At 42.3% G+C, this 16,603-nt stretch carries 21 protein-coding genes and 1 rRNA gene; 8 read left to right on the top strand and 14 right to left on the bottom strand.

Translation table 11 applies throughout. From position 1 onward, the window contains the following. Both GLV98_RS16260 and GLV98_RS16255 read right to left on the bottom strand, forming a co-directional pair. Positions 1 to 96: ribosomal RNA gene (locus GLV98_RS16260) — 16S ribosomal RNA — on the bottom strand; the annotation flags it as partial. 422 nt (positions 97 to 518) lie between these two features. Further along, entirely contained in the window at positions 519 to 1,403 is an 885-nt protein-coding gene (locus tag GLV98_RS16255; protein ID WP_160917120.1) for a nucleotidyltransferase-like protein, read from the bottom strand. 133 nt (positions 1,404 to 1,536) lie between these two features. On the opposite strand from GLV98_RS16255, the gene GLV98_RS16250 reads away from it, so the two are divergent. Further along, a complete protein-coding gene (locus tag GLV98_RS16250) occupies positions 1,537 to 1,911 on the top strand; it encodes a DUF2614 family zinc ribbon-containing protein (RefSeq protein WP_160917119.1) in 375 nt (124 codons plus the stop codon). A gap of 110 nt (positions 1,912 to 2,021) precedes the next feature. Here GLV98_RS16250 and perR read toward each other — a convergent pair whose 3' ends face one another. The 5 genes from perR to GLV98_RS16225 all read right to left on the bottom strand — a co-directional run bounded on the left by perR (position 2,022) and on the right by GLV98_RS16225 (position 5,126). Continuing rightward, positions 2,022 to 2,465: a peroxide-responsive transcriptional repressor PerR gene (gene perR, locus GLV98_RS16245; protein ID WP_160917134.1), complete on the bottom strand. Its 444-nt coding sequence runs from the start codon at positions 2,463 to 2,465 to the stop codon at positions 2,022 to 2,024. Between the two features lie 122 nt (positions 2,466 to 2,587). Beyond that, complete coding sequence (locus tag GLV98_RS16240) at positions 2,588 to 3,145, bottom strand: cob(I)yrinic acid a,c-diamide adenosyltransferase (protein ID WP_160917118.1); 558 nt, start codon at positions 3,143 to 3,145, stop codon at positions 2,588 to 2,590. 1 nt (position 3,146) lies between these two features. After that, complete coding sequence (locus GLV98_RS16235) at positions 3,147 to 4,100, bottom strand: D-2-hydroxyacid dehydrogenase (RefSeq protein ID WP_160917117.1); 954 nt, start codon at positions 4,098 to 4,100, stop codon at positions 3,147 to 3,149. Positions 4,101 to 4,180: 80 nt separating this feature from the next. Continuing rightward, positions 4,181 to 4,651, bottom strand: coding sequence for a thioredoxin-dependent thiol peroxidase (bcp, locus tag GLV98_RS16230; RefSeq protein ID WP_160917116.1), 471 nt, complete (start codon positions 4,649 to 4,651; stop codon positions 4,181 to 4,183). 64 nt (positions 4,652 to 4,715) lie between these two features. Next, positions 4,716 to 5,126, bottom strand: a complete 411-nt coding sequence (locus GLV98_RS16225; RefSeq protein ID WP_160917115.1) for a potassium channel family protein — start codon at positions 5,124 to 5,126, stop codon at positions 4,716 to 4,718. A gap of 190 nt (positions 5,127 to 5,316) precedes the next feature. Here GLV98_RS16225 and GLV98_RS16220 point away from each other — a divergent pair, with 190 nt between their 5' ends. From GLV98_RS16220 to GLV98_RS16210, 3 genes are all read left to right on the top strand, one after another. Beyond that, positions 5,317 to 5,403, top strand: a complete 87-nt coding sequence (locus GLV98_RS16220) for a YjcZ family sporulation protein (RefSeq protein WP_085030712.1) — start codon at positions 5,317 to 5,319, stop codon at positions 5,401 to 5,403. A 198-nt stretch (positions 5,404 to 5,601) separates the two neighbouring features. Continuing rightward, a complete protein-coding gene (locus GLV98_RS16215; RefSeq protein WP_160917114.1) occupies positions 5,602 to 6,897 on the top strand; it encodes a glutamate-1-semialdehyde 2,1-aminomutase in 1,296 nt (431 codons plus the stop codon). 334 nt (positions 6,898 to 7,231) lie between these two features. Further along, the gene (locus tag GLV98_RS16210; RefSeq protein WP_160917113.1) at positions 7,232 to 8,299 is read left to right on the top strand and encodes an FUSC family protein; all 1,068 of its coding nucleotides are present in this window, start codon (positions 7,232 to 7,234) and stop codon (positions 8,297 to 8,299) included. Between the two features lie 129 nt (positions 8,300 to 8,428). Here GLV98_RS16210 and GLV98_RS16205 read toward each other — a convergent pair whose 3' ends face one another. From GLV98_RS16205 to GLV98_RS16190, 4 genes are all read right to left on the bottom strand, one after another. After that, on the bottom strand, positions 8,429 to 10,201 hold the full coding sequence (locus tag GLV98_RS16205) for an ABC transporter ATP-binding protein (protein ID WP_160917112.1): 1,773 nt from the start codon (positions 10,199 to 10,201) through the stop codon (positions 8,429 to 8,431). 63 nt (positions 10,202 to 10,264) lie between these two features. Then, positions 10,265 to 10,792, bottom strand: a complete 528-nt coding sequence (gene ntdP, locus GLV98_RS16200; protein WP_160917111.1) for a nucleoside tri-diphosphate phosphatase — start codon at positions 10,790 to 10,792, stop codon at positions 10,265 to 10,267. A gap of 705 nt (positions 10,793 to 11,497) precedes the next feature. Continuing rightward, a complete protein-coding gene (locus GLV98_RS16195) occupies positions 11,498 to 11,674 on the bottom strand; it encodes a gamma-type small acid-soluble spore protein (RefSeq protein ID WP_089653790.1) in 177 nt (58 codons plus the stop codon). Between the two features lie 110 nt (positions 11,675 to 11,784). After that, positions 11,785 to 12,837, bottom strand: coding sequence for a LysM peptidoglycan-binding domain-containing protein (locus GLV98_RS16190; protein WP_160917110.1), 1,053 nt, complete (start codon positions 12,835 to 12,837; stop codon positions 11,785 to 11,787). A 265-nt stretch (positions 12,838 to 13,102) separates the two neighbouring features. Here GLV98_RS16190 and GLV98_RS16185 point away from each other — a divergent pair, with 265 nt between their 5' ends. Further along, the gene (locus GLV98_RS16185) at positions 13,103 to 13,327 is read left to right on the top strand and encodes a cytosolic protein (RefSeq protein WP_160917109.1); all 225 of its coding nucleotides are present in this window, start codon (positions 13,103 to 13,105) and stop codon (positions 13,325 to 13,327) included. Here the strand turns inward: GLV98_RS16185 and mutY are convergent. Next, entirely contained in the window at positions 13,317 to 14,405 is a 1,089-nt protein-coding gene (mutY, locus tag GLV98_RS16180) for an A/G-specific adenine glycosylase (RefSeq protein ID WP_160917108.1), read from the bottom strand. The genes GLV98_RS16185 and mutY overlap by 11 nt on opposite strands. A gap of 64 nt (positions 14,406 to 14,469) precedes the next feature. Here mutY and GLV98_RS16175 point away from each other — a divergent pair, with 64 nt between their 5' ends. Continuing rightward, on the top strand, positions 14,470 to 15,459 hold the full coding sequence (locus GLV98_RS16175; RefSeq protein WP_160917107.1) for a metal-dependent hydrolase: 990 nt from the start codon (positions 14,470 to 14,472) through the stop codon (positions 15,457 to 15,459). A 78-nt stretch (positions 15,460 to 15,537) separates the two neighbouring features. On the opposite strand, the gene GLV98_RS16170 is transcribed toward GLV98_RS16175, so the two are convergent. Further along, positions 15,538 to 15,804 carry a YfhJ family protein gene (locus GLV98_RS16170; protein ID WP_160917106.1) on the bottom strand — a complete coding sequence of 89 codons (267 nt, stop codon included), beginning with the start codon at positions 15,802 to 15,804 and terminating at the stop codon, positions 15,538 to 15,540. 108 nt (positions 15,805 to 15,912) lie between these two features. Here GLV98_RS16170 and sspK point away from each other — a divergent pair, with 108 nt between their 5' ends. Both sspK and GLV98_RS16160 read left to right on the top strand, forming a co-directional pair. Then, positions 15,913 to 16,089 (top strand): small acid-soluble spore protein K, encoded by a 177-nt coding sequence (gene sspK / locus GLV98_RS16165; RefSeq protein ID WP_370632777.1) that lies wholly within the window; start codon positions 15,913 to 15,915, stop codon positions 16,087 to 16,089. After that, positions 16,082 to 16,225, top strand: coding sequence for a YpzG family protein (locus tag GLV98_RS16160; RefSeq protein WP_160917105.1), 144 nt, complete (start codon positions 16,082 to 16,084; stop codon positions 16,223 to 16,225). Before sspK ends, GLV98_RS16160 begins: the two co-directional genes overlap by 8 nt. Positions 16,226 to 16,259: 34 nt before the next feature. On the opposite strand, the gene GLV98_RS16155 is transcribed toward GLV98_RS16160, so the two are convergent. Then, on the bottom strand, positions 16,260 to 16,601 hold the full coding sequence (locus tag GLV98_RS16155) for a YfhH family protein (RefSeq protein WP_160917104.1): 342 nt from the start codon (positions 16,599 to 16,601) through the stop codon (positions 16,260 to 16,262). Positions 16,602 to 16,603 lie beyond the last annotated feature (2 nt).

The raw sequence follows: 16,603 nt of genomic DNA, 5'->3' as shown, positions 1-16,603 counted from the left end.
CACCCCGAAGGGATCCACTCGCTTCCCGCGCTCGACTTGCATGTATTAGGCACGCCGCCAGCGTTCGTCCTGAGCCAGGATCAAACTCTCCATAAAAGTTAAGTTTGACTTGCTCATTTGCACACCGAATGTGCTTTGTTTCAAATCTCTTCTATATAAAGAAGAAATATTTTGACGTACTGGTTGGTTCGTTCAGTTTTCAAAGATCAAATGTTTCGTCCGCCGCTTAAAAACAGCGACTTAATCATCTTATCACGACTAGTTGCTAATGTCAACAACTTTTTGCGATTTATTTTTCTGTGAGCCGTTTACGGCTTGTCGCTCTCTTAATGCGACAAGTAATAATTTATCATGTCTGTCGTTTCGTGTCAACAACTTTTTTCATGATTTAGTTTAGCTCGTTGCCGCTCTCTTAATGCGACGCTTATTAATATAGCATGGAGAGAATTCTTCCGTCAATAACTTTTTCACAATAAAAATCCCCCTCTTCTATTACCTATTCAGAAGAGGGGGGCTTTTTACTGATCTACATATTGATCGACAGGCTTGTATCTTCTATGGAATATTTGCGGTCCTTTCGTATCCTGAGGCACAACTTCAATGACATGATGGTCCACAAGATATTCGATCATTGAAGATAAGTCCAAGATGTATTCTTGAATTTCAGGATGCACTTTCAGTTCTCCAAACGACCAGGGCTCTTCTCTTTCACTCATAAGCTGCAGCAAATGCTGAGCACTCGCCCTTGACCTTTTACTTATGGAATGTTCAACAGCTAGGATCATTAATTGTATTCTTTTATCTGTAGGTTCACCACTTTCAATGAGTTCCTGATAAAGTTTATAGATTTCCGGTTCTATCCGTTTCACCTGGTTCCATACCGTTACTTCTGGGTGGAACCCTTTTTCAATAATGGATAACCGCGCTAGATAATGGAGAGAGTTAACCATCCGACTGTACGAATCCAAGTATTGCTCTGAATCATACAAGTCTTTGGATTCACTATAACTACGAATCAACTTCGCAAATTCAATCGCCTTCTTTAAATTGCGGGTTTGTTGAGGGAACTCCCGCAAGTGTTCCTTCAAAATTGTCAGATACTCATTTCTCTCAAAGATGATGTTGCCGTTAATGACCCACTCTACCGCTCGACGATAAGAGCTTGTATCGATCCAATGTTGGAGAAGCTTTTCATCCACTATATGCATAGCGGCTGATTTATTTTCAAATTCATAATGTTTTACATACCATAGTTCCTCCGCATCCCGGACAATAATGAATAGAATGACATCAAAATTATCCGTTACAGGGCTAATTGGTTTCTTCTTTTCTAATATAAGAATGCCCAGCGTATTACTTTGACTGGCTTTTTCTTGATAAATCGGGCGTAATAGATCTTCCATATTCTTTCCCCCACATTCAATTTCCCTTTCTTTGTGTTTATTCGCTATGTTTAGGCAAAATCCTTTTTTCCTATTATATTTGCCTAAAGAAAATATGGTATACTACGTGGTAGATAGTAAGGAGGGACCCTGAGTGGCGTTAAAATACAGTAGCAAAATCAACAAGATTCGTTCCTTTGCTTTCTGGCTGATCTTCCTTGGCATCGGCGTGATGTACATCGGGTTGTTATTCAAAGATACGATGTGGGCGATGGCTACATTCATGATTCTCGGCGTGGGTTTTGTCGGTCTCAGTACAGTCGTATATTTCTGGATCGGCATGCTTTCCACGAAGACCGTGCAGATTGTTTGTCCATCTTGTGAAAAACCGACCAAGATGCTTGGGCGTGTGGATGCGTGCATGCATTGTGACCAGCCTCTTACCATGGACAAGTCCTTAGAAGGAAAAGATTTTGATGAGAAATACAATAAAAAGAGATACCAGAAGGAAACTCAAGGCCAGCAATAAATGAACAATCAAGTGACTTCAAGCAAAAAACTCCGCTGCATGGGCAGCGGAGTTTTTTATGTTCAGCTATGGTTCAAAAATAAAAAACTGAAAGCCTAGCGCTTCCAGTTTTAGTGAGCGTTATTCGATTGGCATTCTGGGCACGTTCCATAGACTTCCATGCGATGATGACTTACATTAAATCCAGTCACCTGTTCAGCTAATGATTCCACTTCGTTCAAACTTGGGTAGTGGAAGTCAACGATTTTTCCGCATGATTCGCAAATCGCATGATAGTGATCGCTTGTATTACAATCAAAGCGGCTTGAAGAATCACCGTAAGTAAGCTCCCGTACGAGTCCAATTTCTCTGAATACACGGAGGTTGTTATAAACCGTGGCTACACTCATATTCGGAAATTTACTTTCTAAAGCTTTATAAATTTCATCAGCTGTTGGGTGAGTCATAGAATTCAGCAGGTATTCAAGCACCGCATGACGCTGTGGAGTAATTCGTACACCAGAGCCTTTCAGTGTATCAATGGCATCTTGGAGTCGATGGTCTGACACGGTCATGCACCTCGCTTTCATAAACTGATTCTTGATTTATAATATTATTAAATTAGAATCCTTACAATTAGTGTAACCTTTCCATAAAGGAATTGTCAATATAAAGCACCACTCAAAAAGTCGGTCCCTTATACATCCGGATCCAGGGGTGTCTCTGTTCCTCCAAGTTGACGATTCACATATCGAGCCGCTACAAAGAGAAAATCCGATAGTCGATTCAAATAAGAGACAACTAGCTGGTTATCCAATTCGTCTTCTAAAGCTACTGATATCCTTTCCGCCCTGCGTACCACCGTACGAGCAAGGTGAAGAGCGGCTGATGCCTGGTGCCCGGAAGGGAGGATGAAATTCTTCAAAGGTTCAAGGGACTGATCCCATTTATCAATTTGTTTTTCCAACTCATCTATATGCTCCTTTTTCAATTTCCACATGACATCTTTCCCCTTAGGTGTAGCCAGTTCCGCCCCGACATGAAACAAGACCGTCTGGATTTTCTGGAAGGTTTGTAAGAAAGCTTCCTTATCCGTCCAATCTTCATGATTCAAATGGCTGAGAGCAAGACCGATCATTGAGTTCGCTTCATCGCATGTGCCATAAGCCTCTACTCGGATATCATTTTTCGCTACACGTTGACCATATATTAAAGAAGTTTCCCCTTTATCCCCTGAACGCGTATAAATCCTCATCTTAATACCCCCGTTTTGGATCAATAATATTTCGTAATTCTCCTTCTCCACTTATAAAGACAGACAAATTCTTTTCAAAAAGATCAAACCCTCTCGGAACATAGTGAGGAGAGATCCCTGATAAATGTGGCGTTACCGTTACATTTTCTTCCCGCCAGAACGGATGGTCTTCAGGTAAAGGTTCCTGCTCAAAGACATCAAGCACTGCATGTGCAATCTCTTTTTGACGCACCGCATGTAAGATTACTTCTGATGCCACCAAATCTCCTCTCCCCATATTGAGAAAAATAGAACGCTTCGGCATTTCTTTAAAATGTTTCTCCTCAAGTAAATACCTTGTCCCCGAAGTACTCGGAAGCGCAGCTACAACGAAATCCGCGAGAGGAAGAACAAGTTCCAATTGTTGTACCGGGAAATTCTGGTCGAAGTGCGGTTTCTTTTTTCCTGACTTAGATACACCAATCGTTTTCATTTTGAAAGCTTTCGCTAAACGGGCGACTTCTTGTTGGATGGCTCCTGTACCAAGGAGAATCATTGTACGTCCACTTATTTCATTCATGACAGGACGGCGGCTCCACTCTGCTTTCTGTTCCTGTTGGAAGAGGGTTTTTGATTGACGGGAAACTTGCAGCAACATGGAAATCGCGTACTCTGCCATAGGTTGTGCATGTATGCCCCTTACATTCGTTACGAGGATGTCTCTTTTAGCAATCTCATCAAAAGGCATCCGGTCCATTCCTGCAGATAAGACCATGATCCATTTCAGCTTCTTGGCTGACTGTATCTTTTCTCGGTCCAAATCTTCTCCATATGTAATGAAGACATCGGCTTCCTCAAGGTAATATTTAGCTTCTCCCATCCCATGACAGAAAATGAAAGCAGCTTCAGGAAAACGCGTTTGAAGTCTCAGTTGGATTTCATCCGGGACTCTTTTAATCGCAGAAACGATTTTCATGAAATCAGCTCCTTCCCCTTTTCTTCTATAATAGATGATAAAGAAACCATAGTCACTTGTAGACTATGGTTCGGTTGATTTTACGATAGATTTTCTTTGATATATTCTAGAGCTGATTCCACGTGACCTTGAACTTTAACTTTTCGGTACTCTTCAGCAAGATTCCCTTCTTTATCAATGATAAAGGTGGAACGCTCAATGCCATAATATTCTTTGCCGAAGTTTTTCTTCAGTTTCCATACACCAAACTGTTCTGCGACTTGATGATCTTCATCTGCAAGCAAAAGGAATGGAAGATCATGCTTGTTGATGAATTTTTCATGAGATTCCACTGGATCAGGGCTGACACCTAAGATAACGGCATCCAAATCTTCGAAGCTTTCGTGATGATCACGGAAATCACAAGCCTCCGTCGTGCAACCAGGAGTCATGTCTTTTGGGTAAAAATAAAGGACTACGTTCTTCCCTTTATAATCAGAAAGGGATACGGATTCGCCGCTGTTTGCTGGTAATGTGAAGTCTTGTACTTGTTTTCCTTTTTCAACTGTCATAATAAGACCCTCCTAAATGGTTTCTACCACTTAGGTTACCTTAAAAATAGACAAACTTCCAACTTCAGCCTTCTTCTTTATGCTTCAACCAAACTTTCGCCACAAGTGCAGCGGGTAAAGTGTACCCGACCATCGCCTCAATGATTGCGATCCATTTGCCGATCCCTACTGGCGTCAAATCCCCATATCCGACAGTAAATAAGGTCACCCCACTGAAATACACACTTCTTATCATATCGTTTATCCAATAACCTTGAATAAACGGCATGTCTGCTTTATAAACCTCTATTCCTTGGAGGATCAAAGCAGCATAAATAATTCCAAAACCAACCATAACTATCGTATATAACATCATGATGGAGACGAAGAGTTGAACAGAGAATATTTTGTGTTCGAATTCGAGGGAATTAAAAATTTGTCGGAGACTCACTCCAATCACTGCAAGGGAGAGCGTTGAAATAATGATTGTAATCATAGGTATGCCCCTTTTAAAACGAGTAAACAAGCCCTACTTGTTCATATGAATGGCAGGAGGCTTTTATTCCCTTCCTCTCATAGGCCGAATTGGATGAAGGTCCATTTTTGAGACAAAACCGGGCGAACGCACAGCCCGCGAATCGAAGTCTGCATAAGATACAGTAAACAATGGAAAGGGGGAATTGTGAATGGGTTACGGATATGGCGGAGGCTTTGCGCTAATCGTTGTTCTTTTCATCCTTCTAATCATCGTTGGTGCAGCATTCCTATACTAAGAACAGCTCGCACTGAGGCTTGAGTGTGCTCAGTGTTACTTTCCTCGTAATCGATCGGACTACTGTTTCAACGCTCTAGAGTGAAGGAACCTTTCAAAGGCTGCTTCCTGGGTCCATGATCCGGGAAGCACCTTTGTAATTCTGGATGGACAAGCATGCTACAATAAACATTGAATAGCATTGTCTAGGAGGTTACTTATGAATTTCAATCAATCAGAACATTTATATAAGGAAGCAAAAGAACATATCGTTGGGGGCGTCAATTCACCTTCCCGCGCTTACAAAGGCGTCGGTGGCGGAACACCCGTTTATATGGACCGCGCAAAAGGGTCACATTTTTATGATGTTGATGGGAATGAATTTATTGATTACTTAGGAGCATACGGCCCTATTATTACAGGACATGCTCACCCGCATATCACAGAAGCTATAACAAAAGCTGCGCAGAACGGTGTGCTTTACGGAACACCAACCGTCCTCGAAAACCGTTTTGCGAAAATGCTGAAAGAAGCCATTCCTTCGTTAGATAAAGTAAGGTTCGTCAACTCAGGTACAGAAGCAGTCATGACGACCATTCGAGTTGCCCGTGCCTATACTGGCAGAAACAAAATCATTAAATTTGCCGGATGTTACCACGGCCACTCTGATTTGGTCCTCGTAGCTGCAGGTTCCGGGCCATCGACTCTAGGGACACCAGATTCTGCCGGGGTACCTGCATCGATTGCCCAGGATGTCATCACCGTACCGTTTAATGACATCGAACCATTCAAGCAAGCCCTTGAAAAATTCGGCGATGAAATTGCTGGTGTGCTCGTCGAACCGATTGTAGGAAACTTCGGAATTGTGGAACCTAAACCAGGTTTCTTACAAGAAGTGAACGAACTGACCCACAAAGCCGGCGCTTTAGTGATCTATGATGAGGTCATCACCGCTTTTCGTTTTACATACGGAAGCGCCCAGCAACTCTTGGATATTGAACCAGATATGACAGCGATGGGTAAAATCATCGGTGGCGGCCTCCCGATTGGTGCTTACGGTGGCCGTGCGGATATTATGGAACAAGTCGCTCCCCTAGGACCAGCCTATCAAGCAGGAACGATGGCAGGGAACCCCGCTTCCATGTCTGCAGGTATTGCTTGTCTTGAGGTACTTCAAGAACAAGGGGTGTATGAAGAAATGGACCGTCTCGGTGCGCGTTTGGAAAAAGGAATTCTAGATCGTGCCGAAAAACACGGAATCCAAATTCAAATCAATCGTCTGAAGGGCGCTTTGACCGTCTATTTCACAGATGAAAAAGTCGAAAACTATGAACAGGCAGAAAGTACGGATGGCGAACAATTTGCTCGCTTCTTCAAGCTCATGCTTGCTGAGGGAATCAATCTTGCTCCATCGAAATATGAAGCATGGTTCCTCACAACCGCTCATACAGATGAAGATATCGATCAAACGTTAGAAGCGGTCGAAACTACATTCCAGACCATGGCCAACGATTAATCCCCCTTCTCCCCTGTATCGCAGGGGAGATTTTTTCACTACTTTTTTCTGAGTATTTAGTTGATTATATAAAATGTTCATGCTATTATAAATACATAATTCTGAATATTCCCACGAATTATGATCTTTGTTTCATTTCTTTCCCTTTTCATAGGTTCCAGCTTGGGCTGGTTCCCCTTTGGCTTATGCGGATCGCGCATAAGCTTTTTCTTTTGTTCTAACGCCTATGAAATGATGTATAATGGGGGCATCCGATTTTTTACATGAAAGGTCTCTAGGAACCACCTTCATGTTAAAAACATATTATTTTTACGTTTAAAGGATGATGTCTTCCATGAAATTAGGCGCACGAATGATGAAGACAGGATTAGCTGTAGGGATTGCCCTATATATCGGTCATTTGATCGGTTTCGTCTCTCCTCTACTTGCTGCAATTGCTGTCGTCTTTTCCATTCAACCTTCCATTTATCGATCTTATCAATCCATCATCGAACAAGTACAAGGAAACACGATTGGTGCGTTGATCGCCATTGTTGCTGTTTTCACCCTTGGCAATGACCCGTTTATCGTAGGATTTGCCATTATCCTTGTCATCGGATTGACAACGACTCTAAAAATGAACGAAAACACGATTGCTTTAGCCGTTGTAGCTGTCATTGCCCTGATGGATTCTACAGACCAAACCTTTTTATATTTCGCGGGTTCCAGGTTCACCTCTATGCTACTCGGGATCCTCGCGGCATTCATCGTCAACCTTGTCTTTCTTCCACCGCGATACGAAACAAGGCTGTTTACGAAAATTGACCGTGCCACCAACGATATTCTGCAATGGCTGAGAGTGACGACAAGAAACTTATCTGATGAACCAGCCCTTAAATATGAAATTACAAGAATCCAGGACGATATGCGTTGGATTGATCATACCTATCTTCTTTACTCAGAAGAAAGAACGTATTTCAAAGGGAGTCACTTCTCTAAGGGAAGAAAAATGGTGCTTTTCCGTCAATTGATTACAACGACAAAAAAATCTTTCGATGTCCTGAAAGCTTTTTATCGTCTGGAACATAAAATTGAACAAATTCCAGAACAGTTTCAAGATGCCGTCGTACAAGAGCTTGATAAGTTGGTCAATGCACATGAGAAATTAATTCTTAGTCTTAAAGGTCGTATTAAGAATACACATAAACAATCGTTGAGACGAATTGAGGAACCTGACATCCCTTTGCTCGTAGAGCGACTGATGAGTGTATATGAAAAAAGCAATAACCCTGATAAACTGGTCTTCCTTCCCCTTGCTTCACAATTGATGGAGTACCACTATCAGTTGGAGCGACTCAAGAAGTTACTGAAAAGTTACCAGGCCCGCCATCAAGATGACTTTATCCAAACATCAGAAAAATAAAATCCAAAGAAGCCGAGTGTGCCTGACATACTCGGCTTCTATTATCCCTTCTACTATCCTCCCTATTGTTAAGGCTTATTAATGCAAAAGCTCAAAAAGAGCTCAAGGTTATGAACCTTGAGCTGTTGATTACGTTCCCATATATTCTTGTTTATGATCATCCAGTTCCTGCACTTGATACAGGTCATAATAATGGCCTTGTTTTTTCATCAACTCCTGGTGGGAGCCGACTTCTACAATTTCACCATTCTCGATGTGGACAATCCTGTCCGCATGGGTGATGGTAGAAAGCCGATGAGCCACAATAAACGTTGTCCGTTCTGAAGCTAAACGTTCAAGAGCATTTTGAATGAGGTGTTCACTTTCCAAATCAAGAGCAGAAGTCGCTTCATCTAAAACGAGTAACGGTGGGTTTTTCAAGAATACCCGCGCGATTGCCACCCTTTGCTTTTGACCACCCGATAATTTCACACCTCTTTCACCGACCAACGTATCATAGCCGTTCGGAAGATTCATGATAAACTCATGGGCATTCGCCGCTTTCGCAGCCTCAATCATTTGTTCATCCGTGGCATCCGGATTACCCATTCGTATATTCATTGCAATGGACTCACTAAAGAGAATATTATCCTGAAGCACCATGCCAATGTTATCCCTCAGAGATCTTGCCTCAAAGTCTCTAATATCTGTTCCATCAATAGAGATGCGCCCTGAAGTGACATCGTAGAATCGGGGAATTAAACTAATCAGGGTCGACTTTCCTCCCCCACTCATGCCGACAAAGGCGATGGTTTCTCCTTGATTGATGTCCAGGTTGACATTTTTAAGGACGAGCGGATCTTCTTCATCATATCGAAAGGAGACACCCTCTACTTTGACATCGCCTCTCACGTGTTCCATTTTCTTCGCTCCCGGTTTATCGATAATGTCATATTTCTCATCCACAAATTCAAAAACACGATCCATGGAGGCGATGGATTGCGTAAGCACTGTCGCTGAATTGACGAGGCGGCGTAGCGGATTATATACACGATCCATATAGCCGACAAACGCAACCATAGTACCGACTGTCAGGGACCCTGTGATGACTTGATACCCGGCAAAAGCAATGACTAATAATGGAGCAAGATCTGTAATTGTATTGGTTACAGAATAGGTGTAAGCGTTCCAGTTGGTATGGGTGATCGCTTTATCCAGGAAGTTCTTATTCTTCACATCAAACTGTTCTTGTTCATGATCCTCTAAAGCGAAACTCCTCGTCACCGGAACCCCCTGTACCCGTTCATGCAAATGCCCCTGTACTTCTGCAAGGGCCTGTGAGCGATCGCGTGTAAGCTTTCGTAACCTCGCGTAAAAATATTTGACCGCAAAGCCGTAAAAAGGGAACAAAGCAATAGACACCAATGTGAGCCAAGGATCCATCGTCAACATGATAATGATGGCAATGACTATGGTGAACATATCGAGCCAAATGTTCATAAGGCCTGTAATCACGAATGTCTTCGTTTGCTCCACATCATGAATAACACGGGAGATGATTTCCCCTGTTTTCGTTCTAGAATAAAAGCGCAAGCTCAAACGTTGGATATGGTCGAAAAGTTTTTCTCTAATGTCATATAAAATGTTGCTTCCAATCCATTGGGCCAAGTATTGCCTGATATATTCAATGGGCGGTCGCAGAATGAGGAAAACTAGAAAAGCTCCACCTAAAATGAGAAACAATTGATCCAGGCGTTCTGCCTGTGTCATGTCTTCTGCATTGATGATATCATCAATGACATATTTAATGATAAGCGGCATTAACAAAGGGATGGAAAATTTAACGATTCCTATAAGTACAGTGAGAATGATTTTCCCTTTGTAAGGCTGCACAAATCGCAAATACCTTTTTATACTGTCCAAAACAACACCTTCTTTCTTTCAAACAACAACGAAGCGCACTTTTTATAAGTGCGCAATCAGTCATTATCTATACGTTAAATACCTTTCATACCACTGATCGATGAATTCTGGGGAGAACGGTCCTTTTCGCTGACGAATCCACCTGATTAAAATATCGATGTTGTTATAAAGGATACGATCCAACACATGTGGATAGTTCATCCGTTTTTTATGAATTTCATATTCGTCTTCATCGAGTATTTTATAGGTCATGTCAGGAAAAATTTTGACGTCCAGGTCATAATCAATATATTTGATGGTTTCATCTTCATAAACGAAGGGAGAACTAATATTGCAGTAATAATATACTCCATCATTTCTTAACATGCCGATAATGTTGAACCAATATTTAGAGTGGAAATAACAGATGGCCGGTTCTCTGGTGATCCATCTTCTACCATCACTTTCTGTTACTTCCGTACGGTCATTGGCTCCGATAATCACATGTCTTGTCCCTTTCAATATGGTGGTACTGTCCCAAACTCGGTGTAACTGCCCATTGTGCTTATAGCTCTGGATTTCTAGCCGTTTACCTGCTTCTGGGCCGGGCATACAATCCCCCCTTCCCTTTCTATTCCATTTCACCTTCTACCTATTATAACGACAAATGAAGTGGATTGAAAACAATTGGGCCAGAGACAAGAGTATTGAACAAAACCATCCTCTTTATCCCACAATAACTCCCTATCCCTATTTATGAAGACTCAGTTTCGAGACTTTTGTGTGAGCTTAGGGGCTCCGGGGGATGACTCGCCCCTTTGCTATATCAGTGTCTCGAAACCACTTCATGAATAATCAGCTATTCTATTTGATGAGAGTATAAGGATAATACTCCCAAGCCGAGGTACTTGAACCCCGAAAGATTGATCCATAGCGTTTTATGCCTACAACCTGGATAGTGGAAGACCATCCAACTTTGGCAAAGGGGTTCGTTTCCCCCCTCTTGGAATGGGGGGGTTGGGAAGCTGGGAGACTCCCGTGGGAGAAAGGAGATCGGCGAGATCCCGCAGGGCGTAGCCCGAGGAAGCTCGGCACTCCCCCCAGGAAAGCGAATAGCTTCCCAACCACCCCTGACACTCAACCCGGCAACCCCCCGGAAAGTCTCGAAACTGAGTCTTCCACAATCCTGTCATATTGCTTAATAAATACTATAGAAGTATGTAAATAAAAGAAGCCGCCCGCTAAAGGGGCGACTTCTTCAATCGGGGGATTGATACAGGCTAAAAGGCAGCCTGGCCAACCTACCAACGACTCAGGTTATTTTTTCTTAGCCTGAGATTTTTGGTTCTGCTGCTGTACGTGCTGCGCGTCAGTTTGTTGAGCGAATTCAGCGCCGTATTGGGATTTCCCTTGTGCAGCTTGTTGGTTTTGTTGTTTCACGTGGTTAACGTCTGTACCAGCTGCTGTTTTGTTTTGTTTCGGTTGCTTAGCCATGATTATCACCTCCGCAAAAATTATTGTGTACAGGAGGGGGTTGTTTCATTCCAAAAAACAAAAATTTTTATATAAAAAACCGCTCCTAGTGTTAGGAGCGGTTCTCACAATTAATGGGATAATCTTTTCGTACCGATATAACGTTGGCTCCAGTAGTTACTGGATAATGAACTAATCTCAACACCATTTGTGGATCCCGTGTGGATGAAACTGTTATTACCTACATAAATCCCGGCGTGGGAAGCACCTGGCTTATAAGTTTCAAAAAACACTAGATCTCCAACTTGACGATTTGAACCACTTACAGAATCCATTCTGCTGTCGGCATAGATCGAAGCTACTGTACGTGGGATACTTACGCCTTCCTGAGCAAATACGTATTGAAGGAAGCCGCTGCAATCAAATCCTGCCGGGCTTGTACCTCCCCACTGATAAGGTGTACCTATATGCTTTTTCGCTGCGTCTATCAGACCTGAATTTGAAACCGCGTTATTGTTTGTAGAAGTTTGTGTCGGAGAAGAAGTGACTTCACCGGATACTTTCAACTTTTGCCCTGAATAAATGACATTACTGGATAGGTCATTCAATTTCTTAAGGTGACTGACAGACATTCCGTATTTCGTAGCAATTACCCATAATGAATCTCCACTCTTCACCGTATATGTATCATTCGTTTCTTGTTTTGGTTCAGACTTCTGTTCATCCGATGTTTCTTTTTCATCAGAAGAGGTGGGCTTTGTTTGACTTGCTTCTCCTGTGAGGGTTAGATTTTGCCCTGAATAAATGACGTTACTTGTCAATCCATTCAGTGCTTTCAATTCTGATACCGACAAACCATAACGAGTAGCAATGGCCCAAAGAGAATCTCCACTTTTCACTTTATAAGAAGTGGTTGAAACATCCTCTGTCTTTTCTGGCTGTGATTGTGGTGTTGTGTCAGAACCCTTATCAACCACCAAAGTCTGTCCCACACGGATAAGGTTTGAATCGAGATTGTTCCATGTTTTGATTTCAGAAACGGATGTATCGTATTTCGTACTGATCCTCCACAATGTTTCCCCGGATTTCACTTTATGTAATTCGTCAGCAAAAACGGAACTTCCCCACAACGAGGCTCCAATCAAAGAACCACAGACAGCAGTGACCACCTTCGTTTTATTCATCTATACAACCCTCTCATATGTATGACATTAGTCAAAAAAGATAATCGTTATGTTCTATTACTAATTATTCATAAATGACACTGAATTGTAAATAGTCTTAAACTTCGCCAAATGAGGACATTATTTGTCTAATCCTTGTCACATAAAGGATTGTATGCTTTGGTTACATTTACGTTACAAGTTTGTTACGTTTTATCAGGTGACTTTTTACATGTATGAGGAAATCAAATGTACATAAATTATCTAAGAAGGAGGATGGAATGCTATGTATGTGGGACGAGATTTATCGGCTTTATCTATGGAACCAAAGCAAGAGTGGCAAGAAAAAGAGCTGGGTTACTTTCACTATGCTCTATCCCAATCTTCTCCTTATTTGAACTCGGAAGGAATTACCCTTTTACGTGAAATCAATGAGGAAATTAAGCGCCGCGGCGGCTTGGAGCAGCAAGAAGCTACCTGGACCAGCGGCACTCATCCTGTCATCGATTAATATGAGGGTGGGCTTTTTGATGGGAGACCGGAAATGGATAGTCTTCCATGTCTTCAGGTGCAATGAATTGTGCACGCTCATGGTCAAGCGTTCCTTCTTTTACAGTAACCTTGATGACTTCCATTTCCCATATCAAATGAGAAAATACATGTTTGATGCGATCTACAGATTCCCCTATTTCCACTTTCAAACCATATTCACCATAAAACCAATGAACGACCGCTTCATGACCTACGTCTTCAAGTGGAACCATCGGATACTGCCATAAAGAAGCGAGCAGACCTGTGTCTGGTCTTTGTTCGATCAGTACGTCTCCCTTTTCATTTTGTACGAGCAGCAATAAATAAGGAGATTTCTTTTGTTTCTTTTTAGAAGCTTTAACCGGCAACTCTGTTTCCACTCCTTCATCAAAAGCTCTACAGTGCTCTTGAACTGGACATAGCATGCAGGAAGGGGTTTTTGGCGTACAGACCAAGGCACCAAGTTCCATCAATCCTTGATTAAAAGAAGAGGGATCCTCTTCAGATATCAATTCACTCACAAGTTCTTCAAAGAGCTTCCTCGTACTTTGTTTGCTGATGTCATCCTCGACACGAAGAATTCTTGATAAGACCCTCATCACATTCCCATCCACCGCAGGCTCTGGTATATCATAGGCAATACTTAAAATAGCGCCTCGCGTATAGGGTCCCACGCCTTTAAGATTGCCTAATTCTTCAGCATTATCTGGAACGACTCCCTCGTATTCAGATACAACTTCTCTCACAGCGTTTTGCAAATTTCGCGCACGGGAATAGTATCCTAAACCTTCCCACGCTTTCAAGACCTCCTGCTCATCTGCCTGAGCTAATGATTCAGGCGTAGGAAACTTATCCATAAAATGATTAAAATAGGGAATGACCGTATCAACCCGTGTTTGTTGGAGCATAATTTCTGATACCCACACCCGGTAAGGATCTTGATTTTCCCGCCATGGGAGAATCCGCTGCTCTTCTTTAAACCAATGTATCAAATCCTTTCTGTAGGAATCCTTGTCGAAGTTATTTAAAATATGATTAACTCTTTCAGCTCTTTTCATCTTTTTTCACCCTTCGTGATAAACTACTGTTGGAACGTCCGACCTGCCAAAGGAGGTATGGAACTTGGATACAGGCACACATGTCGTCATGGGCGTCGCATTAGGGGGGCTGGCTACGCTTGATCCCGTAGTCAATGCAGACCCCGATCTTTTTAATGCCGTTCTGATTGGAACAATGATCGGTTCACAGGCGCCCGATTCAGACACAGTACTAAAATTAAGGAATAATGCGGTCTACATCCGGCACCACCGTGGCATCACGCATTCCATTCCTGCTGTGATACTATGGGGCATCGGCATTCCCGGTATCATTTATTTGTTCACACCTGAGGTGAACTTTCTACATCTTTGGCTATGGACTTTTCTTGCGGTCATATTGCATGTATTCGTTGATGTGTTCAATGCTTATGGCACCCAAGCGTATCGCCCTATTACAAAAAGATGGGTCGCCTATGGGTTCATCAATACATTCGATCCGTATATCTTCACCCTGCACATTGCAGGTATTGTTGCATGGAATTTAGGCGCAAACCCTGGAACTTTGTGGCTGATCATATATTTTGTCATCGCCCTCTATTACTTGAAAAGGTACTTTGATAAGAGAGAACTGGTTCGTTTGATACATGAGAACATCAAGGATGTCACCCAAATTGCCACCTCCCCTACAATGAAGCAAAATGTTTGGAGGGTTGCCATCACTACGCCTACTCACTATTACGTGGGTAGGGCTGAAAATGGACACTTAACCATCCTTGATACATTCACCAATAAACCGATTGATTATGATGATCCGGTCATTCAAAAAGCTTTAACCGATCATAACATCAAAGCTTTTTTATCGTTTTCCCCAGTTTACAGGTACGAAATGAGCTATTATGATGAATATACAGAAGTGAGGTTCATCGATCTTCGGTATCGCTCCCGGGGCCGTTATCCGTTTGTAGCATTGGCTCAAATTGATGATGAGCATGGAGATAATTTGAAAATTCTCAATTCCTATACAGGATGGGTGTTTACCGAAGAAAAACTTCAGAACAAAGTAAGCCCCATGTGAACGAATCGTAAGCGTGAGGAAAACATAAAGAAGGAGTCTCTCACGATGAGAGGCTCCTTTTCAAATCCTGTACTTTTTTTAATGAAGATACCCTTTTTTCTCAAGCATCTTTTTGTATTTTGGATTTGTAGCGACAAATTCATGAAATTTCGGGCCATAATGATGAATCCACTGCAAGACAATCTGTTCAGTCACCTGTTTTCCTTGGTAATCATGACCAGCTTTTGCTCGCGTTGATTCAAAGTCTTCCCATAAAAGTTCCACCCATGTTCTTGCTTCATCTATCGTTAACTCAGGATTTTTCTCATATAGCTTTTCAGCTAAACGCTGATATATTTCATTCATGTGACCACTCCATATTTGGCAATGTTTACACTGCCATTGTAACACATACAGGCTCTAAGACGGTACATACTAATATTGTCTCTTCAATGAGACTCATGAGGAGGGTAACTGATGCGTAATAAGGCAAAGAATTTCCCTAACGTAAAAATGACGCACGCACCGGACGACCAAAGCGAATACCTCGCGAAACGTCCAGATGGCACGATCAATAGTAAACCTCAAGAGAGAGCGGCTAGATCGAGACACCGTGACGTCAACGATGTAGGGAGGAATTACCATGGGTAAACGTAATTTCAAATCGAAAGCCTCTGGCGCCTATTCACACCGCAGCATCAAACATTTGAGCAGCCGTGTAAATGGGGAAACAGAACAAACGCAAGCAGACCAAATCACTGAAATCCAAATGCGTAAACGCAACTAAAAATACCGGGCACGTTTACACGTGCCCGGCTCCTTTATTTTTCAGTCACTTTATGCCCTAACATAGAAATGGGCAAAGCTTCTTCTTCAGCACTTGCTTTCTCACCTTGCTGGGTTTTCCTGTATCCCCAGGCAAATACACCGTTCATATATTCAATATAAAAGGTGTGCTCGGGGTCCACCTCAATTTCGTACGTTTCCCCAGCCTTAAAATCGCCTGGATCCATCATATAAGATTTCGCCATAATGATTTTGCGTTCATGAACAGCAAATTCGTTTACCATACCTAATTGTTCAGCCTTTTGAGCTTTTTCAGTCAGCTCAGCAATTTCAAGTCGTAACTCTTCTTGTGTGTACTCACTATATCTTTTTTCCATGA

The organism is Halobacillus litoralis (genome assembly GCF_009856415.1).
In the GTDB taxonomy this organism is placed as follows: domain Bacteria; phylum Bacillota; class Bacilli; order Bacillales; family Halobacillaceae; genus Halobacillus; species Halobacillus litoralis_C.
This window is presented reverse-complemented; position numbering and strand designations above follow the sequence as displayed.

What these genes read in the sequence shown, in the direction of transcription:
- GLV98_RS16210 (WP_160917113.1), top strand. Translation starts at nt 7,232, where the DNA reads ATGAAATTAGGCGCACGAATGATGAAGACAGGATTAGCTGTAGGGATT.
- GLV98_RS16225 (WP_160917115.1), bottom strand. Translation starts at nt 5,126, where the DNA reads ATGATTACAATCATTATTTCAACGCTCTCCCTTGCAGTGATTGGAGTG.
- GLV98_RS16155 (WP_160917104.1), bottom strand. Translation starts at nt 16,601, where the DNA reads ATGGAAAAAAGATATAGTGAGTACACACAAGAAGAGTTACGACTTGAA.
- GLV98_RS16255 (WP_160917120.1), bottom strand. Translation starts at nt 1,403, where the DNA reads ATGGAAGATCTATTACGCCCGATTTATCAAGAAAAAGCCAGTCAAAGT.
- GLV98_RS16170 (WP_160917106.1), bottom strand. Translation starts at nt 15,804, where the DNA reads ATGAATGAAATATATCAGCGTTTAGCTGAAAAGCTATATGAGAAAAAT.
- ntdP (WP_160917111.1), bottom strand. Translation starts at nt 10,792, where the DNA reads ATGCCCGGCCCAGAAGCAGGTAAACGGCTAGAAATCCAGAGCTATAAG.
- GLV98_RS16215 (WP_160917114.1), top strand. Translation starts at nt 5,602, where the DNA reads ATGAATTTCAATCAATCAGAACATTTATATAAGGAAGCAAAAGAACAT.
- mutY (WP_160917108.1), bottom strand. Translation starts at nt 14,405, where the DNA reads ATGAAAAGAGCTGAAAGAGTTAATCATATTTTAAATAACTTCGACAAG.
- perR (WP_160917134.1), bottom strand. Translation starts at nt 2,465, where the DNA reads ATGACCGTGTCAGACCATCGACTCCAAGATGCCATTGATACACTGAAA.
- GLV98_RS16220 (WP_085030712.1), top strand. Translation starts at nt 5,317, where the DNA reads ATGGGTTACGGATATGGCGGAGGCTTTGCGCTAATCGTTGTTCTTTTC.
- GLV98_RS16185 (WP_160917109.1), top strand. Translation starts at nt 13,103, where the DNA reads ATGTATGTGGGACGAGATTTATCGGCTTTATCTATGGAACCAAAGCAA.
- GLV98_RS16235 (WP_160917117.1), bottom strand. Translation starts at nt 4,100, where the DNA reads ATGAAAATCGTTTCTGCGATTAAAAGAGTCCCGGATGAAATCCAACTG.
- bcp (WP_160917116.1), bottom strand. Translation starts at nt 4,651, where the DNA reads ATGACAGTTGAAAAAGGAAAACAAGTACAAGACTTCACATTACCAGCA.
- GLV98_RS16160 (WP_160917105.1), top strand. Translation starts at nt 16,082, where the DNA reads ATGGGTAAACGTAATTTCAAATCGAAAGCCTCTGGCGCCTATTCACAC.
- GLV98_RS16190 (WP_160917110.1), bottom strand. Translation starts at nt 12,837, where the DNA reads ATGAATAAAACGAAGGTGGTCACTGCTGTCTGTGGTTCTTTGATTGGA.
- GLV98_RS16195 (WP_089653790.1), bottom strand. Translation starts at nt 11,674, where the DNA reads ATGGCTAAGCAACCGAAACAAAACAAAACAGCAGCTGGTACAGACGTT.
- GLV98_RS16240 (WP_160917118.1), bottom strand. Translation starts at nt 3,145, where the DNA reads ATGAGGATTTATACGCGTTCAGGGGATAAAGGGGAAACTTCTTTAATA.